The following is a 16041-nucleotide window of genomic DNA, read 5'->3' on the forward strand; positions in this document are numbered from 1 at the left end:
AATTAGAAGAGGGCGTGGCCCAACAGGCCGAGGGCGGCGAGTGCGATCATGGCAAGGGTCAGCACCATGCCGATCTGGCGTAGGATAAATTTTTGTGGGGTCGCGGCGAAGCCTAGGGGGTGCAGGATGCGGCCCGCGAGGAGTGCTAGGCCGAGCGCATGAACCGCCAACGTCGGAGCGCCATTGGCCTCGGTCAGGGCCAGCAGGATCAGTGCGATAGGCATATATTCCGCAGCATTGGCCTGTGCCCGCATCCGCTTAAGCAGCGCCTTGTCTCCGGTATCGCCAAGCGAGATCCGATTGGCCCGACGGTAGGCGATGACATGCCAGCTGAGGCTCAGGAAAACCAGCGCGCAGAGGGCGGCGTAGATCGGGGTTATGGCGAGGGTCATCTGGTGTCCTTTTTGAGGGGCGGGGTGGTTGAGTTGAGGTCGCGTGCTTGGGACTTTGATGTCTAGAATGGCGCTAAGGGGGCGCAAATGAAAAGGCCCCGCGCTGGCGGGGCCTTTCATATTTAGTCTGGTCTTAGTGACCGTGCTGTTTGTCCCAGTCTTCCTGCTTTGGAAGCTGCTCGAACGTATGCTCGGGCGGCGGGCTGGGCAGGGTCCATTCCAGTGTATCCGCAAACTCGTTCCATGGGTTGTTCGCCGTGGAGCGGGCGCCGCGGGTCAGCGTGTAGGCCATGATCCCAAAGAAGAACAGGAAGGAGGCGAAGCTGAGGAAGGCACCGATCGAGGACCACTGGTTCCAATAGGCAAAGGCCTCTGGGTAGTCGATGTAGCGGCGTGGCATGCCCTGACGGCCCAAGAAGTGCTGCGGAAAGAAGGTCAGGTTGGCGCCGATGAACATCGCCCAGAAGTGCAGTTTGCCTGCCCATTCGGGGTACATGCGGCCTGTCATCTTGGGCAGGTAGAAGTAGATACCTGCGAAGATGGCGAAGACCGCGCCGAGGGACATCACGTAGTGGAAGTGTGCCACGACGTAGTAGGTGTCGTGATAGGCACGGTCCACAGCGGCCTGGCTCAGCACGATGCCGGTGACGCCACCAACAGTAAAGAGGAACAGGAAGCCGAAGGCCCAAAGCATCGGAGTTTTAAACTCGATAGAGCCGCCCCACATGGTGGCGATCCAGCTGAAGACCTTCACCCCTGTTGGCACCGCGATGACCATGGTGGCCAGCATAAAGTAGGCCTGCTGGTTCAAGGTCATGCCCACGGTGTACATGTGGTGCGCCCAAACGACGAAGCCCAGAGCGCCAATCGCGATGATCGCCCAAACCATCGGCAGGTAGCCGAAGACCGGTTTGCGCGAGAAGGTCGCGATCACGTGGGAGATGATGCCAAAACCCGGCAGGATGATGATGTAAACTTCGGGGTGACCAAAGAACCACAGGATGTGCTGGTAGAGGATCGGGTCACCACCGCCTGCGGGGTCGAAGAAGGCGAAGCCAAAGTTACGGTCCATCAGCAACATGGTGATCGCGCCCGCCAGAACCGGCAGAGACAGAAGGATCAGCCAGCTTGTGACGAAGATCGACCAAGCAAAGAGCGGCACTTTGAACAGGGTCATGCCGGGGGCACGCATGTTCAGAAAGGTGGTGATCATGTTGATCGCGCCGAGGATCGACGAGGCGCCCGAGACGTGGACCGCGAAGATCGCGAAGTCCATCGACATGCCTGCTTCGCGGACCGAAAGCGGCGGGTAGAGCACCCAGCCCACGCCGGAACCCAGTTGGCCATTGCCGCCCGGTGTCAGCAGCGAGCAGACGGCCAGCGTTGTACCGGCGACATAGAGCCAGAAGCTGAGGTTGTTCATCCGTGGGAACGCCATATCCGGCGCGCCGATCTGCAGCGGCATGAAGTAGTTGCCGAAACCGCCGAAGAGGGCGGGAATCACGACGAAGAACATCATTAGGATGCCGTGGCCGGTGATCAGCACGTTCCACAAATGACCATTGGGCGTACAGGCGGCAGAGCTATCCGCGATGAAACGGGCGCCTTCCATACACATGTATTGAACGCCGGGATTCATGAGCTCAAGGCGCATGTAAACGGTGAATGCCACCGAGATAAGACCCACGAAGGCCGAGACGATCAGGTACAAAATACCGATGTCTTTATGGTTGGTGGACATGAACCACCGGGTAAAGAACCCCCGGTCGTCGTGGTGATCTTGGCCGTGAATGGCTGCGTCTGCCATGCGGTGCCTCCTGCAAATGAATTGGACACATGGCGCCATAGGCGGCGCATGCGTAGTCGCGCCCGTTTTAGAGCGCTCGCTTCGCGGGGGCAATGGGCGCGATGGTCGCAGGGAGGGTATTTTTTGCCATGGTGGCGTTGTGGTCAAATCAGACGGTGGGTCCGCTTAACGCGCACTTTCGGGCCGTCAGGAGGCGATATCGCAGCTGCCGACGGGATCGCTGGCAAAGACACCTTCAAAGGTTGCGCGCAGGGCAAGGTCAACGTCATCCATGGTCACGGGCAGTCCCAAATCGACCAGTGAGGTTACCCCATGGGTCGTGATGCCGCAGGGGACAATGCCGCTAAAATGACTGAGGTCCGGCTCGACGTTAATGCTGATGCCGTGAAAGCTCACCCATTTGCGCAGCCTGATTCCAATTGCGGCGATCTTGTCTTCGGCGGGGCTGCCATCGGCTTGGTTCGGTTTTTCAGGACGTTGGACCCAGACGCCAACGCGACCGGGGCGAATCTCTCCGCGCAGGTTGAATTGGTCCAAGGTGGCAATCACCCAATTCTCAAGCTGACGCACGAAGCAGCGCACATCGCGCCCCCGCGCAGCCACGTCAAGCATGACATAGGCCACGCGCTGGCCCGGCCCGTGATAGGTGTACTGCCCCCCGCGTCGGGTGGGGTAGACCGGGAAACGCTCGGGATCGGTCAGGTCTTCGGCCTTTGCCGAGGTGCCGGCGGTGTAGAGCGGGGGATGCTCCACCAGCCAAATGCATTCCTCGGCCTCGCCCGCCGCTATGGCGGCGGCGCGCGCTTCCATCCACGCCTCGGCGGTGCGGTAATCGGTCAAGCCGTCGGTGATGATCCATTCAACCATATAGATGCCTTAGCAAGACCCGTGCCGCACCGCCAGAGGCAGCGCTCAGGCCGCCGCGTCGCGCTCTTCGAGAACCTTGCGCAGCATTTGGGCATAGTTATCGGCCCCCTGCGCGCCGGTGACGAGGTATTTCCCCTCAAATACCATCGAGGGCACGCCGGAAATTCCGCGCGACGTCCCGAATTCCTGCGCTTCACGGGTTTGCTCGGCCAAGCTGCCGCTGTTCAGAACCTCCAACGCATCTTCACGGTCGAGGCCAGCGGTTGCGGCAACATCGGCCAGCACGTCGGTGTCATTCACATTGCGGCCTTGAGTGAAATGCGCGTCAAAAAGGGCCATCTTCAGCGGGTGCTGCAAGCCCTTGGATTGCGCCCATGTCAGCAACTGATGTGCCGCGAAGGTATTTTGCATCCGGGTTTCATCAGAAAAATTAAAGGTAAAGCCCAGATCGCGGCCCATATCCGACAGGCGCTTGCGATTCTCGACCGACTGCGCAGGGGTAGAGCCGTATTTTTCGGCCAAATGTTCGGCCATGTTCTGACCTTCGGCAGGCATCTGCGGGTTCAGCTCGAAAGGATGCCAGCGGATGTAAGCGCCAACACCCACGGCACCGAGCGCCTGTTCCAACTGCTTGTAGCCAACGATGCACCATGGGCACATGACATCCGACACGATGTCAATCTGCACGGTGGGGGCATCGGTTGGATTGGCTTGGGGGTTGGTTTGATCGGGGGCGGTGCTGTCTGCGGGCATGACGTAATCCTTATTGCTTGCCCCATCAGATGGCCTGCCGGGCGCAGTGTTTCAACGTTTGGGGTCCGAGATTGCAGCGCCTTAAAGGATTTGTGAACAGGCCAGGCGTATTTTGGGCTCGGCGTCCCCCAGATTGTAGCCGACCGTTCGAGGCGCAGGGTGGGTCGCAAACGGCCAACTGAACGGTTCGGAAAAAGACTGAAAATTTTGCCGATTGCCTCTTCACAAGCCTCTGGTCTTTGGCTAAACCCCGCCCACCAACCATGGCGTGCGGTCGTGGCGGAATGGTAGACGCGCAGCGTTGAGGTCGCTGTGGGGTAACACCCGTGAGAGTTCGAGTCTCTCCGACCGCACCACCATGCTTTGCAGCGGCAAAGGGATGGTTGGAAAATTCATGAAACGAGCTTGGTTTGAAGTCTCGCATCTTTGTGCAGGCAGTCTACACTCAGACTGCGCGAGATTACGCCGATTTTGCGTCCCAGATACCCAATGGGTGGGGGGACCGTTGTTCAAATCCCCTTCATGTACCCGCAGAGTGTTTGCAGCCAAAGCAGCAATGCCGTTTAAAGGGTGATGAGATTAATGCCCGTCTGCGGCGGGCAAAGCAGAACCGGCACGGAAACCGGGGCGACGGGATGCAGGAGGGTAGCGCGTGGCGCATCAAGGGCAGACTCAAGGGGCGGCGATCTATCTTGCCATAGGCCTTCTTCTTGGCGGTAGCGCGGCTGCGCAGGCAGCTCAAATGGTACTCACGGGTGTGGCGGAGGATTCAGAGCTTTATACCACGCTGCTTGATGGGTCTTTGTTGGCTGAACAAACGGGTGAAACGGATGAAGATGCCGAACCTGCCACACCTCAAGAACTGGTTGCAGCCGCACAGGCGGACTACGGCAGGCTTTTGGCGCTTCTTTATGACAATGGGTATTTCGGGCCGACGCTGACAATCACGCTGGATGGTGTTGATGCCGCTGCAATCCCTCCGGTACGACCCCCGCGCCGGATTGACCGCGCCGTCATCACTGTCAATCCGGGGCCAAAGTTCCGCTTTGGCTTGGCCCGGATCGCTCCTGTCGCGCCCGAGACAGAATTGCCCGATGGGTTTGCCACAGGTGAGACTGCCAGACTTAGCGTGTTGAAAGAAACCGTTTCTGAAGGGATCAGCGGCTGGCGCGGTGTGGGGCATGCCAAGGCTGAATTGGCCGATCAAGACCTGACCGCCAAACACCGCGAGCGTCAGATCGACGCGGATTTGCGGCTGGCCCCCGGCCCAAAGCTGCGCTTTGGCGCGCTTACCGTGACCGGGAACGAGGATGTGCGCACCGCGCGTCTGATTGAGATTGCAGGCCTACCAGAAGGCGAGGTCTTTGATCCCGAGGAGTTGGAACTCGCCACGGAACGTCTGCGCCGCACCGGTGCCTTTGACTCCGTGGCGCTGATTGAGGCGGACCGGATCGGGCCCAATGACACGCTTCCGATCACCGCGCAGATCACCGAAGCGCCCAAACGCCGTTTCGGCTTTGGCGCGGAGCTGTCGTCGCTTGAAGGGCTGACACTTAGCACCTTCTGGCTGCATCGCAACTTGCTGGGCGGGGCCGAACGGCTGCGTCTCTCGGCCGAGGTAGAGGGCATTGGCGGCAATTCGGGCGGCGAAGATTACAGTCTGGCCGCACGTTTCGAGCGGCCTGCGACCTTTAATGAAGACACGAATTTCTATGCGCTGGCGACGTTGGAACAGTTGGACGAGGTGAATTTCTTCTCACGCCAGTTGGACCTTGAGGCGGGGATCGAGCGCATCGCCAATCAAAACCGCACCTACTCAGCAGGGCTTGGTCTGCGTGTGGCCGAAACGGAAGACGCTTTCGGCACCAATGAATATACGTTGTTAACCCTCCCATTGGGCGCTGAGTTTGATTACCGCGACAAAGAGCTGGATGCTACCGAGGGCTATTATATTGATGCCAGCATAATGCCCTTTGTTGCGCTTTCGGGATCGGAGAGCGGGCTGCGCACCTATTTTGACGCGCGCTATTACCGCACTTTCGGTAGTGAACGCCCGGTCACTCTGGCCTTTCGTGGTCAGCTTGGTTCGGTCGCCGGGCCAGACCTGTCTGAGGCACCTGCGGACTACCTATTTTACTCGGGCGGAGGCGGCAGTGTGCGGGGGCAGCCCTATCAGTCATTGGGCGTCGATCTGGCAAGCGGCGATACGGTCGGCGGGCGCAGCTTTGTGGGTGTCTCAGCCGAAGCGCGGGTGTCGCTGACCGAAAAGATCGGTGTCGTGGGCTTTGCCGATGCGGGCTACATCGGGTCAGAAGAATTCTATGACGGGTCAGGCACGTGGCATTCCGGCGCGGGTCTGGGTTTGCGTTATGCGACGGGTATCGGCCCCATCCGTTTGGATGTCGCAGTGCCCACGTCGGGGCCGGAAGTGGATGAAGATTTCCAAGTCTATATCGGGATCGGGCAGTCATTTTAATGCGACAGTTTTTGCAGTTTCTCACCGCCAGCTTCGTCTATCTGGCCTGTCTCGCTCCGGCCTTTGCGCAGGATGATGACAAGGGCTTTTTGACGCGCACCATTCAAGACGCGCTCAGCGGGGCGGGCCGAACGGTTAGCATTGACGGCTTTGCAGGGGCGCTAAGCTCGGCGGCCTCTTTCGAGCGGATGACCATTTCCGATGACGACGGCATCTGGCTGACATTGGAAGATGTGGTGCTTGATTGGAACCGCTCGGCCTTGTTGCGCGGTCGGCTTGAGGTTGAACAGCTCACCGCAGGCCGGCTTGATGTGGAGCGGCTCCCGGTCAGCGACGACGTCGATCTGCCCGACGCCGAGGCCACGCCTTTTGCATTGCCTGATCTTCCCGTATCTATTGAAATTGCAAACTTTTCTGTTGATGAGATCAATCTTGGCGAGCCGATCTTGGGCGAGGCGGCGCAGCTGTCGGTTCAGGCCAATGCGCGTCTGACCGACACCGTCGGTTTCGTTGATTTTCAGGCGCGCCGTACCGATGGCAAAAAGGGCGAGTTCGATATTCAGGCCGATTTTGACCGCACGGAAAACGTGCTCGATCTGCTTTTGAAGCTGACCGAAGACCCCGAAGGCATTGCGTCGAAGCTGTTGAACCTGCCGGGCCAACCTTCGGTACAGATGACCGTAGAGGGCGCAGGCCCGCTGGATGATTTTGCCACCGATGTGACAATTGCCACGGACGGTGAAGAGCGTCTGGCCGGGCAGGTCACTTTGGGCACCCAAACCTCGCGCCGCGCAAGCGAAACGCCGGATCGCCGTATTCAGGCGGACATCGGCGGCGATATCACTGCGCTGCTTGCCCCGCGCTACCGCGAGTTTTTCGGCGATGAGGTGCGGCTGGCAGTTGATGCCCTGTTGGAAAGCAACGGCGCTATTGATGTCAGCAGCTTCACCCTCGCGGCTAATTCGGTCGACCTTGAGGGTAAGGTCATGCTGAACCAAGAGAAATGGCCGACGCTGATCGACATTTCGGGCCGGATCGCAAACCCCGATGGCACCACGACGCTTTTGCCTATCTCTGGCGATGGCACGCGGGTTGAGGCTGTGACCCTGCGGGTGGATTACGACGCCGCTGATGGCGACAGCTTTGAAAGTGCGTTCGACATCACCGGGCTCGACACGGGCGCGTTGCAAATTGCCGAAACCCAACTTGCGCTTGATGGGATCCTTGAGGGAAATCTTGGCAGTTTAGGGCAGTTCCTTGGCGATGTGACCTTTGCCGCCAAAGGGCTTGCGCTTACGGATCCAGCCAGTGCTGCAGCGATTGGTGATGCGATCAACGGTAGCGCCGAGATCCGCTTCGTTGAGGGGGAGCCGATTGAGATTAACGGTCTGACCCTTTCGGGTGAGGACTATGGCCTGACGGGGGAAGCCGCGATTGACGGTGTTGATACCGGGCTTTTGACGCAGTTGAAGATGACGCTGGAAGCCAAGGATATCAGCCGCTTTTCCGCGTTGGCGGGGCGCGATATTGCTGGCGCAACAGCGCTGGCGTTGAACGGCACGGTCACTCCCTTGGGCGGTATGTTCGATCTGGCGATCGCGGGCGGTACGGACGATCTTAAAATTGGGATTGAACAGGCTGATGCGGTTCTGGCAGGGCGTACCAATCTGAGCATGGTCGCGAAACGCAACGAGACAGGGACATATCTGCAGGACCTGGACCTTAAGAACGACGCGATTGATCTGACCGGCAACGTGGAACTGCGCAGCGAAGACAGCCGCGCGGCCTTGGACTTTACGCTGGCGGACGTTGGGCTGGTGCTGCCGCAATATGAAGGCCCGATTTCGGTAAAGGCGACGGCGGAGCAAGAGGCGCGCGGCTGGATCGTCGATGCCGTCACCGACGGCCCCTATGGTGCAGCGCTGACAGTTTCGGGTTTGGCCACGGGCGAGGATGCCCAAATCGATTTCACTGCCGATATCCCGCGGGTTGAGGATTTTGTGCCGGACGCGGATATCACGGGTCCGGTCACGGCCAAGGGCACCCTGCGCCAAACCCCGGAGGGGTGGCAGATCAACACCGACGCCAGCGGGCCGCTGAATGCCCAAGCTTCGGTTGTGGGGCTGGTCTCTCCACGCGTTGACGTGGCCTTTGATTTGGCTCTGCCAGATATTCAGCCCCTCGTGCCGCAGATCACTGGCGGGGTAGAGGCCAGCGGCACTTTGGAGCAAACGGAACAAGGGTTTGTCGTCGACACTATCGTCAACGGCCCTTACGACAGCCGCGTTTCACTTGAAGGTTTGGCAACTGGCGCGAATATGGCGCTGAGCTTTAATCTTTCGCTGCCTGATGTCAGCCCTCTTGCGCCGGGTGCGAACGGCCCACTTTCCGCTCAGGGTGACATTCGCCAAACGCCTGATGGCATCGCCGTCGATTTCTCCGCAAACGGTCCCTATGGCAGCAGTGCGATGGTCGAAGGTTTGGCAACTGGTGCGAATATGGCGCTGAGTTTCGATCTTTCGGTGCCAAATGTGAGCCCCTTTGCACCCGGCGTAAACGGCGCGCTTTCGGCACAGGGTGACATTCGTCAAACGCCTGACGGGATCGCCGTGGATGTAGACGCCAGCGGCCCCTATGGCAGCAGCGCGATGGTTGAAGGGCTGGTCACGGGAGAAGTGTCGCTGAGGTTTGATGTCTCTGTTCCGAACGTGAACCCGTTTGTGCCGAGTGTCTCAGGCGCGTTCGCAGCCAGTGGTGTGGCCCGTCAGACTGACGCGGGCGTGGTGCTGGATGCCAGTGCGAGCGGCCCCTATGGCGCGCAGGCGACGGTCGAAGGCTTGGTAACCGGGCCCAATGCAGATATCGATTTCCAGCTTAGCATGCCCGACATCGGCGCCTTGGTGGAGCAGGTGAACGGCCCGCTCAGTGTTGCAGGCTCGGCCCGACGCGAAGGGGAGGCATGGCGGATTGACACCAATGCCAATGGCCCTGCGGGCACGCAGGCGAGCGTGGCCGGATTGGTCAACACCGACGGCACTCTAAACCTTGATATCGCGGGCAACGCGCCGCTTGGCTTGGCGCGGCCTTTCCTCGCGCCGCGCGATTTGCAAGGGCAGGCGCAGTTTGATTTGAATATCAATGGCCCTGCGGCACTGTCTTCGGTCAGCGGGCGGATCACCACCAATAACGCAACGTTCACAGCGCCGAACCTGCGCGTGGCCCTTCAGGGGATCAATGCGGATATTCAGCTAGGCAACAACCGCGCGCAAATCAACCTGACCGGTCAAGCGGTAGACGGAGGGGATCTGCGGGTGGCAGGTGCAATCACGCTGACCCCAGCTTTGCCTGCGGACATCAGCGTGACTGTGCGCAACCTCACCTATGCCGATCCAAGCCTCTACAGCACCACGCTGAATGGCGATCTGCGGCTTGCGGGACCCTTAAGCGGTGGCGCGCAGATTTCTGGCGTGATCAATGTGGGTGAGACGAGTATTCAGGTGCCTGCGACGGGGCTGACCTCAATCGGTGACATTCCACAGATCACCCAAGTCAATGCGCCTGCCGATGTCTTGGCCACCCGTCGCAAGGCCGGGCTTGATGGGGCCGATGCCGGGGAAGACCCGGCAGAGAGCGCCTCTGGACCCGGGTTCGGGCTGAACTTGCAGATCAATGCGCCCAACCGCATCTTTGTGCGGGGCCGCGGGTTGGATGCGGAGCTTGGCGGGGCACTCACTCTGACGGGCAGCACCAACCGCATCATCTCTGCCGGGCGGTTTGAATTGATCCGGGGGCGGTTGGACATCTTGGGCAAGCGCTTTTTGCTTGATGAAGGGTCTGTACAATTTCAGGGCGACTTCATCCCCTATATCCGTTTTGTGACCTCTACAGATACCGAAACAGGTGAGGTGCAGGTCATCGTCAGCGGTCCAGCTAATGAGCCTGAGGTAACGTTTGAATCCACGCCGGCCGCACCGCAGGATGAGGTGCTCTCGCAACTTCTCTTTGGCCGCAACATCTCGGAAATCTCGGCCTTCCAAGCGCTGCAATTGGCAAGTGCTGTGGCAACCCTTGCAGGTCGCGGCGGTGAAGGGGTGATCGGCAGCCTGCGTGAAGGCTTTGGGTTGGACGATCTGGATGTAACCACGACCGACGACGGCGCGACGGCGCTGCGGCTGGGGAAATATCTGACAGATAACGTTTATACCGATGTCACAGCGGCCTCTGACGGGACCGGCGAGGTTTCCCTCAACCTCGATATCACCGAAAGCCTGACAGCCAAGGGCACGCTGGGGTCGGATGGTGACAGCAGTATCGGTATCTTCTTTGAGCGGGATTACTAAGATCGGGGCGCCTTTCGGGGCGCCCTCGGCCTCAGGGGTGCTTAACCGTCGTCACGTGGGGTAAAACGTCCATAGCGACCTTGGTCAAACATCAGCCCGGCCGCGCCGTCTTCGCGCAGGGCAACCTGCCGCACATGTCCCAAGATTAGCGAATGATCGCCCGCTGGATGCACCGCGTAGGTATTACAGTGGAAACGTGCGAGGCAGCCTGCGAATGTGGGCACACCTGCAGCGTCTTCGCCCCAATCAAAGCCGGAAAAATCATGGCCTTGGGTGGCGAAACGTTGGGCTAAATCTTCTTGATCTGCGCCAAGCACATGAATGCAAAACGACGCCGCCGCGGTAAAACTGTCGTGCCGTTTGGAAGAGATCGCAGGCGACCAAAGCACCAAAGGCGGATCAAGCGAGACCGAGGCAAAGGAATTCGCGGTCATCCCCATAGGGCCCTGTGCGGTCTTCACGGTAATCACGGTCACGCCGGTGCCAAAACGCCCAAAGGCGCGGCGCAGGTCCGTGGCATCGCCACTGTCGGGGGAGAAAGGGATCAGATCATCGTTCATAGCGTCAAGCGGTGCCATGTGGCGGCTGATTTGTCCAGCGGTGGTGGGGTGCCCTGCGGCATCGAAAATCCGCAGATATCCGCAGCATCAGCAACCTGCAGGAACCCTTTGCGCAGGCGGACGTTGTCTCTGCGATGAGAGGCAACATCAGTGCCCAAACGGCATTGATGCTGGCTGTCGGAAGGGGGCGGGGCACGTGATGCGCACCGCTCGACCAAGGCACCCGAATGCCGTTCAAAGCAGAAAAGGCGCGCAAAGTTGCGCCGGAAAGTGACTTAAGATGATGCATGTAACCAAACTGACTCTCGGCGCCGCCCTGTTGAGCGCCACCGCCTTTGGCTCCGCCGCAGTGGCTGATGAAGAGACCGTGGACCACGCCGAGATCGGCTCGCTGTCTTGCGATGTTGGTGATGGCACCGGCTTTATCTTCGGCTCCACCCGTGAGCTGACATGTACCTTCAACCCTATTGAAGAAGGTCTCGAAGATGAGACCTATGTCGGTGAGATCAACCGCTGGGGCGTCGACATCGGCAAGACCCAGAACGGTCAGATGTCTTGGCTTGTACTTGCCCCGACCGAGCAGGAATATTCCGAAGGCGGTCTGAACGGCAGCTATAAAGGTGTCTCTGCCGAGGCGACCGTGGGTGTGGGCGCAGGTGCAAACCTGATGACCGGCGGCTCTGAGGACACGCTAGCGCTTCAGCCGCTGAGCTTGAACACTCAGACCGGCGTAAACTTTGCCGTGGGCGTGGGCGGAATCAACCTGCAGCGCGTAGAGGGTTAATCCAGAGCAGGAGCTTGTGAGGATTAATGAATTGGGCCGTCCCATAGGGGCGGCCCTTTTCTATTGGCGAAGCTTCAGAGCTTAGTTAGCTGATCATCGACGCGAACGATGCCGTCTCTTACGATTTTGCACAAAATACCGCGCAGGCGATGCGGTCGGTTTTCCCGTTGGTTGATCCAGCGCAAGCTGTCTTGACCGTACCGGTTCTGCCACTTGATACAGGCGTTGTTAAACTTATCGCTCACCTCCAACACCGCTGTTCCAGCCTGTAGCCTTGTGCCCACTGGCAGGTTGGCATGACCAAGGTCCATATCCACGATCATCGTATCGCCGGGATGAACCGTATGGTCGCGGTCGCGCCAGCAAAGGTCCATTACCCTTTTTGACAGGATCGAGACTTGGATGCGTGGGTCGGGGCTGCCGTCGGGCAGGGTTAGCCAAGGTTTCTTGGTCCAGCGTTCGCCAAGGATGCCTTGGGCCACCGTCAATTCCAGCCGGTCGGGAAACTGCCGCAGGCCGTAGTCGGGGCGGAAGCATAGCTGAAGGATGGGGGCCGTATCCTTGGGGGCGGCGAGGATATCCGGCAGGGCGGCATCACATTCCGCCGCCGTGGTATGCAGCGCGGTCTGGGGGGCGATCTGATCCATGTCTTTCTTTCTATTGCAGCATGGCGCGGAGGCGTGTGGTCGCCCGCGCCATATCGCGCTTTAGCGGTTCATGCGATTGTCGATCAGGTCATCTACCACGCTGGGATCGGCCAATGTAGAGGTGTCTCCCAAGGCGCCGAAATCGTCTTCGGCGATCTTGCGCAGGATGCGGCGCATGATTTTCCCCGACCGTGTTTTCGGCAGGCCTGGCGCCCATTGGATCAGGTCGGGCGAGGCGATGGGGCCAATCTCTTGCCGGACCCAGTTGCGAAGCTCGGTGCGCAGGTCTTCGGAAGGCTCTTCACCGCTCATCAATGTAACATAGCAATAGATGCCCTGACCTTTGACATCATGCGGGTAGCCGACCACGGCGGCTTCGGCCACTTTGTCATGGGCGACCAGCGCACTTTCGACCTCTGCCGTGCCCATGCGGTGACCAGAGACATTGATCACGTCATCCACGCGGCCTGTGATCCAATAGTCACCATCGGCATCGCGCTTGCAGCCGTCACCGGTGAAATAATAACCCGGGTAGTCGGCGAAATAGGTTTTCTCGAACCGTTCATGATCCCCCCAGACCGTGCGCATCTGACCCGGCCAGCTGTCGGCGATGCAAAGCACGCCTTCAGCTGGGTTGCCGTCGATCTCTTTGCCCGAAGTCGGGTCGAGCACGACAGGTTTGATGCCAAAGAACGGTTTCATCGCCGCACCCGGTTTCATGTCATGCGCACCGGGCAGGGGGGTCATCAGATGGCCACCGGTTTCGGTCTGCCACCAAGTATCAACAATCGGGCAGCGGCCATGGCCAACCACCTCGTGATACCAGTTCCACGCTTCGGGGTTGATCGGCTCACCCACAGTGCCAAGGATGCGCAGCGACGACAGATCGCTTTTGGTGACGAATTCTTTGCCTTGCCCCATCAGCGCGCGGATGGCGGTGGGGGCAGTGTAGAACTGCGTGACCTTATGCTTTTCGCAAACCTGCCAGAAGCGGCTGGCGTCGGGGTAGGTGGGCACGCCCTCAAACATCAGCGTGGTCGCGCCATTGGCCAGCGGGCCATAGACGATATAGCTGTGCCCGGTGACCCAGCCCACGTCCGCCGTGCACCAATAGATGTCGCCGTCGTGGTAGTCGAAAGTGACTTCGTGGGTCAGCGCGGCATAGGTGATATAGCCGCCGGTGGTATGGACCACGCCCTTGGGCTGGCCGGTGGAGCCTGAGGTATAGAGGATAAACAGTGGGTCTTCAGCATTCATGGCGGTAGGCGCGCAGTTATCAGCGGCCTTCTCGGCCAGCACGTTGTAGTCCCGGTCGCGCGCTTCGCTCCACGCCACATCGCCGCCCGTGCGCCGCACCACGAGGCATTGCACGCTGGTGTCGCACTGCGCCAACGCCTTGTCGGCATTGGCCTTGAGCGGCGTGGCTTTGCCACCGCGCGGTGCTTCGTCGGCAGTGATAACGACTTTAGCCTCGCAGCCGTTGACGCGGGCTGCGAGGGCATCGGGCGAAAAGCCTGCGAAAACGATCGAATGGATCGCGCCAATCCGCGCACAGGCTAGCATGGCATAGGCGGCCTCGGGGATCATCGGCATATAGATGATGACGCGGTCGCCTTTATCAACGCCCAGATCGCGCAGCACATTGGCCATGCGGCAGGTGGCGCTATGAAGCTCGCGGTAGCTGATGTGTTTGGCCGCATCCTTGGGGCTGTCCGGCTCCCAGATGATCGCGGTCTGATCGCCGCGTGTCTCAAGGTGCCGGTCAATGCAATTGGCGCTGACGTTCAACTCACCATCCGCGAACCAGTTGATGCTGACCGACCCGAGATCGAAATTCACATCGCGCACTTGAGTGAAGGGTTTGATCCAATCAATCCGCTGCGCCTGTTCGCGCCAGAAGCCGCCGGTGTCGGTAACCGAGGCTTCGTACATCTTATCATAGGACTGCGCATTCACATGGGCGCGGGCGGCCATGTCGGCGGATGGCGGATAGGTCTTTGCGGTGGCGTCGGACATGGTGGTTCCTCCCTAGATGTACGCGTCTTGCCACGGGCTGCGGGTCTTACCCTGCTTGCCGTGGCCTCCTCCTGTGCTGGATCATAACGGCCCGTGAAAAGAAGTGAATAAGCAACTGGAATACAAGGGCTTGCCTGTAAAGGTTTTTCCCGTCTTCCGGTTTGTCTGTAAATTTTTTCTGGTGAAGCGCTAATTGAGACGCTTTTTCAATATGTTGACAGTCAAACTTCCGGGGGCTGTCGTGCAGCTGTCGGATTTGCGCGGCAAGACGGGGTTGGCAGGCTTGCCCCCGCGGGGTAGCCTGTGCGCCAATCCGCTCACTAAGGGCGGGCATCTAGGGAGAGACATCATGAAAAATCTGCTGAGCGGCGCTGCCGCCTGTGCGCTAAGCGTTGCCTTCGTCGGCGAGGCTGCCGCGACCGAATGGAACGCCTCCGTCTGGGGCAAGCGCCGCGCCTTCACCGAGCATGTCGAGAAAATCGCCGAACTGGTGAGCGAAAAGACCAACGGTGAATTCACCATCAACGTCAGCTACGGCGGCTTGTCCAAGAACCGTGAGAACCTCGATGGTATCTCCATCGGTGCTTTCGAGATGGCCCAGTTCTGCGCCGGCTACCACGCGGACAAGAACCGCGCGATCACCGTGTTGGAACTGCCGTTTCTGGGCGTGAGCAATCTTGAAGAAGAAGTCGCCGTCAGCCGTGCCGTCTATGCCCACCCCGCCGTGACCGAAGAGATGGCGCAGTGGAACGCCAAAATGCTGATGACCTCGCCCATGCCGCAGTACAACCTTGTCGGCACCGGCGATCCGCGCACCACGCTGGAAGATTTTGACGGCATGCGCGTGCGCGCCACAGGTGGTCTGGGCAAGGCCTTTGAAGCCGTTGGCGGTGTGCCAACATCCGTGACCTCTTCGGAAGCGTATAACGCGATGGAATCCGGCGTTGTTGACACCGTGGCCTTCGCCCAGCACGCGCATCTGTCCTTTGGCACGATCAACAAAGCAGATTGGTGGACCGCCAACCTCAACCCCGGCACCGTGAACTGCCCTGTTGTGGTAAACATCGACGCCTATGAGGCGCTGAGCGACGCAGAGCGCGAAGCGCTTGATGGCTCCGTTGATGAGGCGCTGGATCACTACCTCGCCAACTACGGTGAGTTGCTTGAGCGTTGGGACACCGTTCTTGAGGAAAAGGGCGTCGAGAAGGTTGAATTCTCCCCCGAGGTGATTGCGGAGTTCAAAGCCAAAGCGGCCGATCCTGCGCGCGAAGCATGGATCAAAGACATGGAAGCCCAAGGCATTCCGGGTCAGGAACTCTATGACCTCGTGATCGAAACGCTGGAAAAAGAGCAGGCGTCGAACTAAACCCTGCCACGCATGACAGTGAGGGCCGTGCGG

At 59.6% G+C, this 16041-nt stretch carries 11 protein-coding genes and 1 tRNA gene; 5 read left to right on the top strand and 7 right to left on the bottom strand.

The genetic code is table 11. The features are described 5' to 3' along the window. Positions 1 to 2: 2 nt before the first annotated feature. The 4 genes from WNY61_RS09850 to WNY61_RS09865 form a co-directional block, all read right to left on the bottom strand. Positions 3 to 392 (bottom strand): MAPEG family protein, encoded by a 390-nt coding sequence (locus WNY61_RS09850; RefSeq protein WP_342851276.1) that lies wholly within the window; start codon positions 390 to 392, stop codon positions 3 to 5. A 133-nt stretch (positions 393 to 525) separates the two neighbouring features. Beyond that, complete coding sequence (ctaD, locus tag WNY61_RS09855) at positions 526 to 2199, bottom strand: cytochrome c oxidase subunit I (RefSeq protein ID WP_342851277.1); 1674 nt, start codon at positions 2197 to 2199, stop codon at positions 526 to 528. Positions 2200 to 2385: 186 nt separating this feature from the next. Beyond that, a complete protein-coding gene (lipB, locus tag WNY61_RS09860) occupies positions 2386 to 3066 on the bottom strand; it encodes a lipoyl(octanoyl) transferase LipB (RefSeq protein WP_342851278.1) in 681 nt (226 codons plus the stop codon). A gap of 45 nt (positions 3067 to 3111) precedes the next feature. Next, on the bottom strand, positions 3112 to 3819 hold the full coding sequence (locus tag WNY61_RS09865; RefSeq protein WP_342851279.1) for a DsbA family oxidoreductase: 708 nt from the start codon (positions 3817 to 3819) through the stop codon (positions 3112 to 3114). A 270-nt stretch (positions 3820 to 4089) separates the two neighbouring features. Between WNY61_RS09865 and WNY61_RS09870 the strand changes: the two genes are divergently transcribed. The 3 genes from WNY61_RS09870 to WNY61_RS09880 all read left to right on the top strand — a co-directional run bounded on the left by WNY61_RS09870 (position 4090) and on the right by WNY61_RS09880 (position 10635). Further along, positions 4090 to 4175, top strand: a tRNA-Leu gene (locus WNY61_RS09870). Between the two features lie 386 nt (positions 4176 to 4561). After that, entirely contained in the window at positions 4562 to 6295 is a 1734-nt protein-coding gene (locus WNY61_RS09875; RefSeq protein ID WP_342851280.1) for an autotransporter assembly complex family protein, read from the top strand. Then, positions 6295 to 10635, top strand: coding sequence for a translocation/assembly module TamB domain-containing protein (locus WNY61_RS09880; RefSeq protein WP_342851281.1), 4341 nt, complete (start codon positions 6295 to 6297; stop codon positions 10633 to 10635). The genes WNY61_RS09875 and WNY61_RS09880 overlap by 1 nt, the downstream gene beginning before the upstream one ends. Positions 10636 to 10676: 41 nt before the next feature. Here the strand turns inward: WNY61_RS09880 and WNY61_RS09885 are convergent, their stop codons facing one another. Next, positions 10677 to 11195, bottom strand: a complete 519-nt coding sequence (locus WNY61_RS09885; RefSeq protein ID WP_040701422.1) for a flavin reductase family protein — start codon at positions 11193 to 11195, stop codon at positions 10677 to 10679. Between the two features lie 280 nt (positions 11196 to 11475). On the opposite strand from WNY61_RS09885, the gene WNY61_RS09890 reads away from it, so the two are divergent. Continuing rightward, the gene (locus WNY61_RS09890; protein WP_342851282.1) at positions 11476 to 11979 is read left to right on the top strand and encodes a DUF992 domain-containing protein; all 504 of its coding nucleotides are present in this window, start codon (positions 11476 to 11478) and stop codon (positions 11977 to 11979) included. Between the two features lie 74 nt (positions 11980 to 12053). Here the strand turns inward: WNY61_RS09890 and WNY61_RS09895 are convergent, their stop codons facing one another. Beyond that, a complete protein-coding gene (locus WNY61_RS09895; RefSeq protein WP_342851283.1) occupies positions 12054 to 12626 on the bottom strand; it encodes a hypothetical protein in 573 nt (190 codons plus the stop codon). A 60-nt stretch (positions 12627 to 12686) separates the two neighbouring features. Next, positions 12687 to 14642, bottom strand: a complete 1956-nt coding sequence (acs, locus tag WNY61_RS09900) for an acetate--CoA ligase (protein WP_342851284.1) — start codon at positions 14640 to 14642, stop codon at positions 12687 to 12689. Between the two features lie 349 nt (positions 14643 to 14991). Between acs and WNY61_RS09905 the strand changes: the two genes are divergently transcribed. Beyond that, positions 14992 to 16008, top strand: coding sequence for a C4-dicarboxylate TRAP transporter substrate-binding protein (locus WNY61_RS09905; protein WP_342851285.1), 1017 nt, complete (start codon positions 14992 to 14994; stop codon positions 16006 to 16008). Positions 16009 to 16041: the final 33 nt, after the last annotated feature.

The organism is Sulfitobacter sp. AS92, assembly GCF_038900015.1.
Lineage (GTDB): Bacteria > Pseudomonadota > Alphaproteobacteria > Rhodobacterales > Rhodobacteraceae > Sulfitobacter.

Bases quoted from the DNA above. Each gene is read 5' to 3' on its own strand.
- acs (WP_342851284.1), bottom strand. From the start codon at position 14,642: ATGTCCGACGCCACCGCAAAGACCTATCCGCCATCCGCCGACATGGCC.
- WNY61_RS09895 (WP_342851283.1), bottom strand. From the start codon at position 12,626: ATGGATCAGATCGCCCCCCAGACCGCGCTGCATACCACGGCGGCGGAA.
- WNY61_RS09850 (WP_342851276.1), bottom strand. From the start codon at position 392: ATGACCCTCGCCATAACCCCGATCTACGCCGCCCTCTGCGCGCTGGTT.
- ctaD (WP_342851277.1), bottom strand. From the start codon at position 2,199: ATGGCAGACGCAGCCATTCACGGCCAAGATCACCACGACGACCGGGGG.
- WNY61_RS09880 (WP_342851281.1), top strand. From the start codon at position 6,295: ATGCGACAGTTTTTGCAGTTTCTCACCGCCAGCTTCGTCTATCTGGCC.
- WNY61_RS09905 (WP_342851285.1), top strand. From the start codon at position 14,992: ATGAAAAATCTGCTGAGCGGCGCTGCCGCCTGTGCGCTAAGCGTTGCC.
- WNY61_RS09890 (WP_342851282.1), top strand. From the start codon at position 11,476: ATGATGCATGTAACCAAACTGACTCTCGGCGCCGCCCTGTTGAGCGCC.
- WNY61_RS09885 (WP_040701422.1), bottom strand. From the start codon at position 11,195: ATGAACGATGATCTGATCCCTTTCTCCCCCGACAGTGGCGATGCCACG.
- lipB (WP_342851278.1), bottom strand. From the start codon at position 3,066: ATGGTTGAATGGATCATCACCGACGGCTTGACCGATTACCGCACCGCC.
- WNY61_RS09875 (WP_342851280.1), top strand. From the start codon at position 4,562: ATGGTACTCACGGGTGTGGCGGAGGATTCAGAGCTTTATACCACGCTG.
- WNY61_RS09865 (WP_342851279.1), bottom strand. From the start codon at position 3,819: ATGCCCGCAGACAGCACCGCCCCCGATCAAACCAACCCCCAAGCCAAT.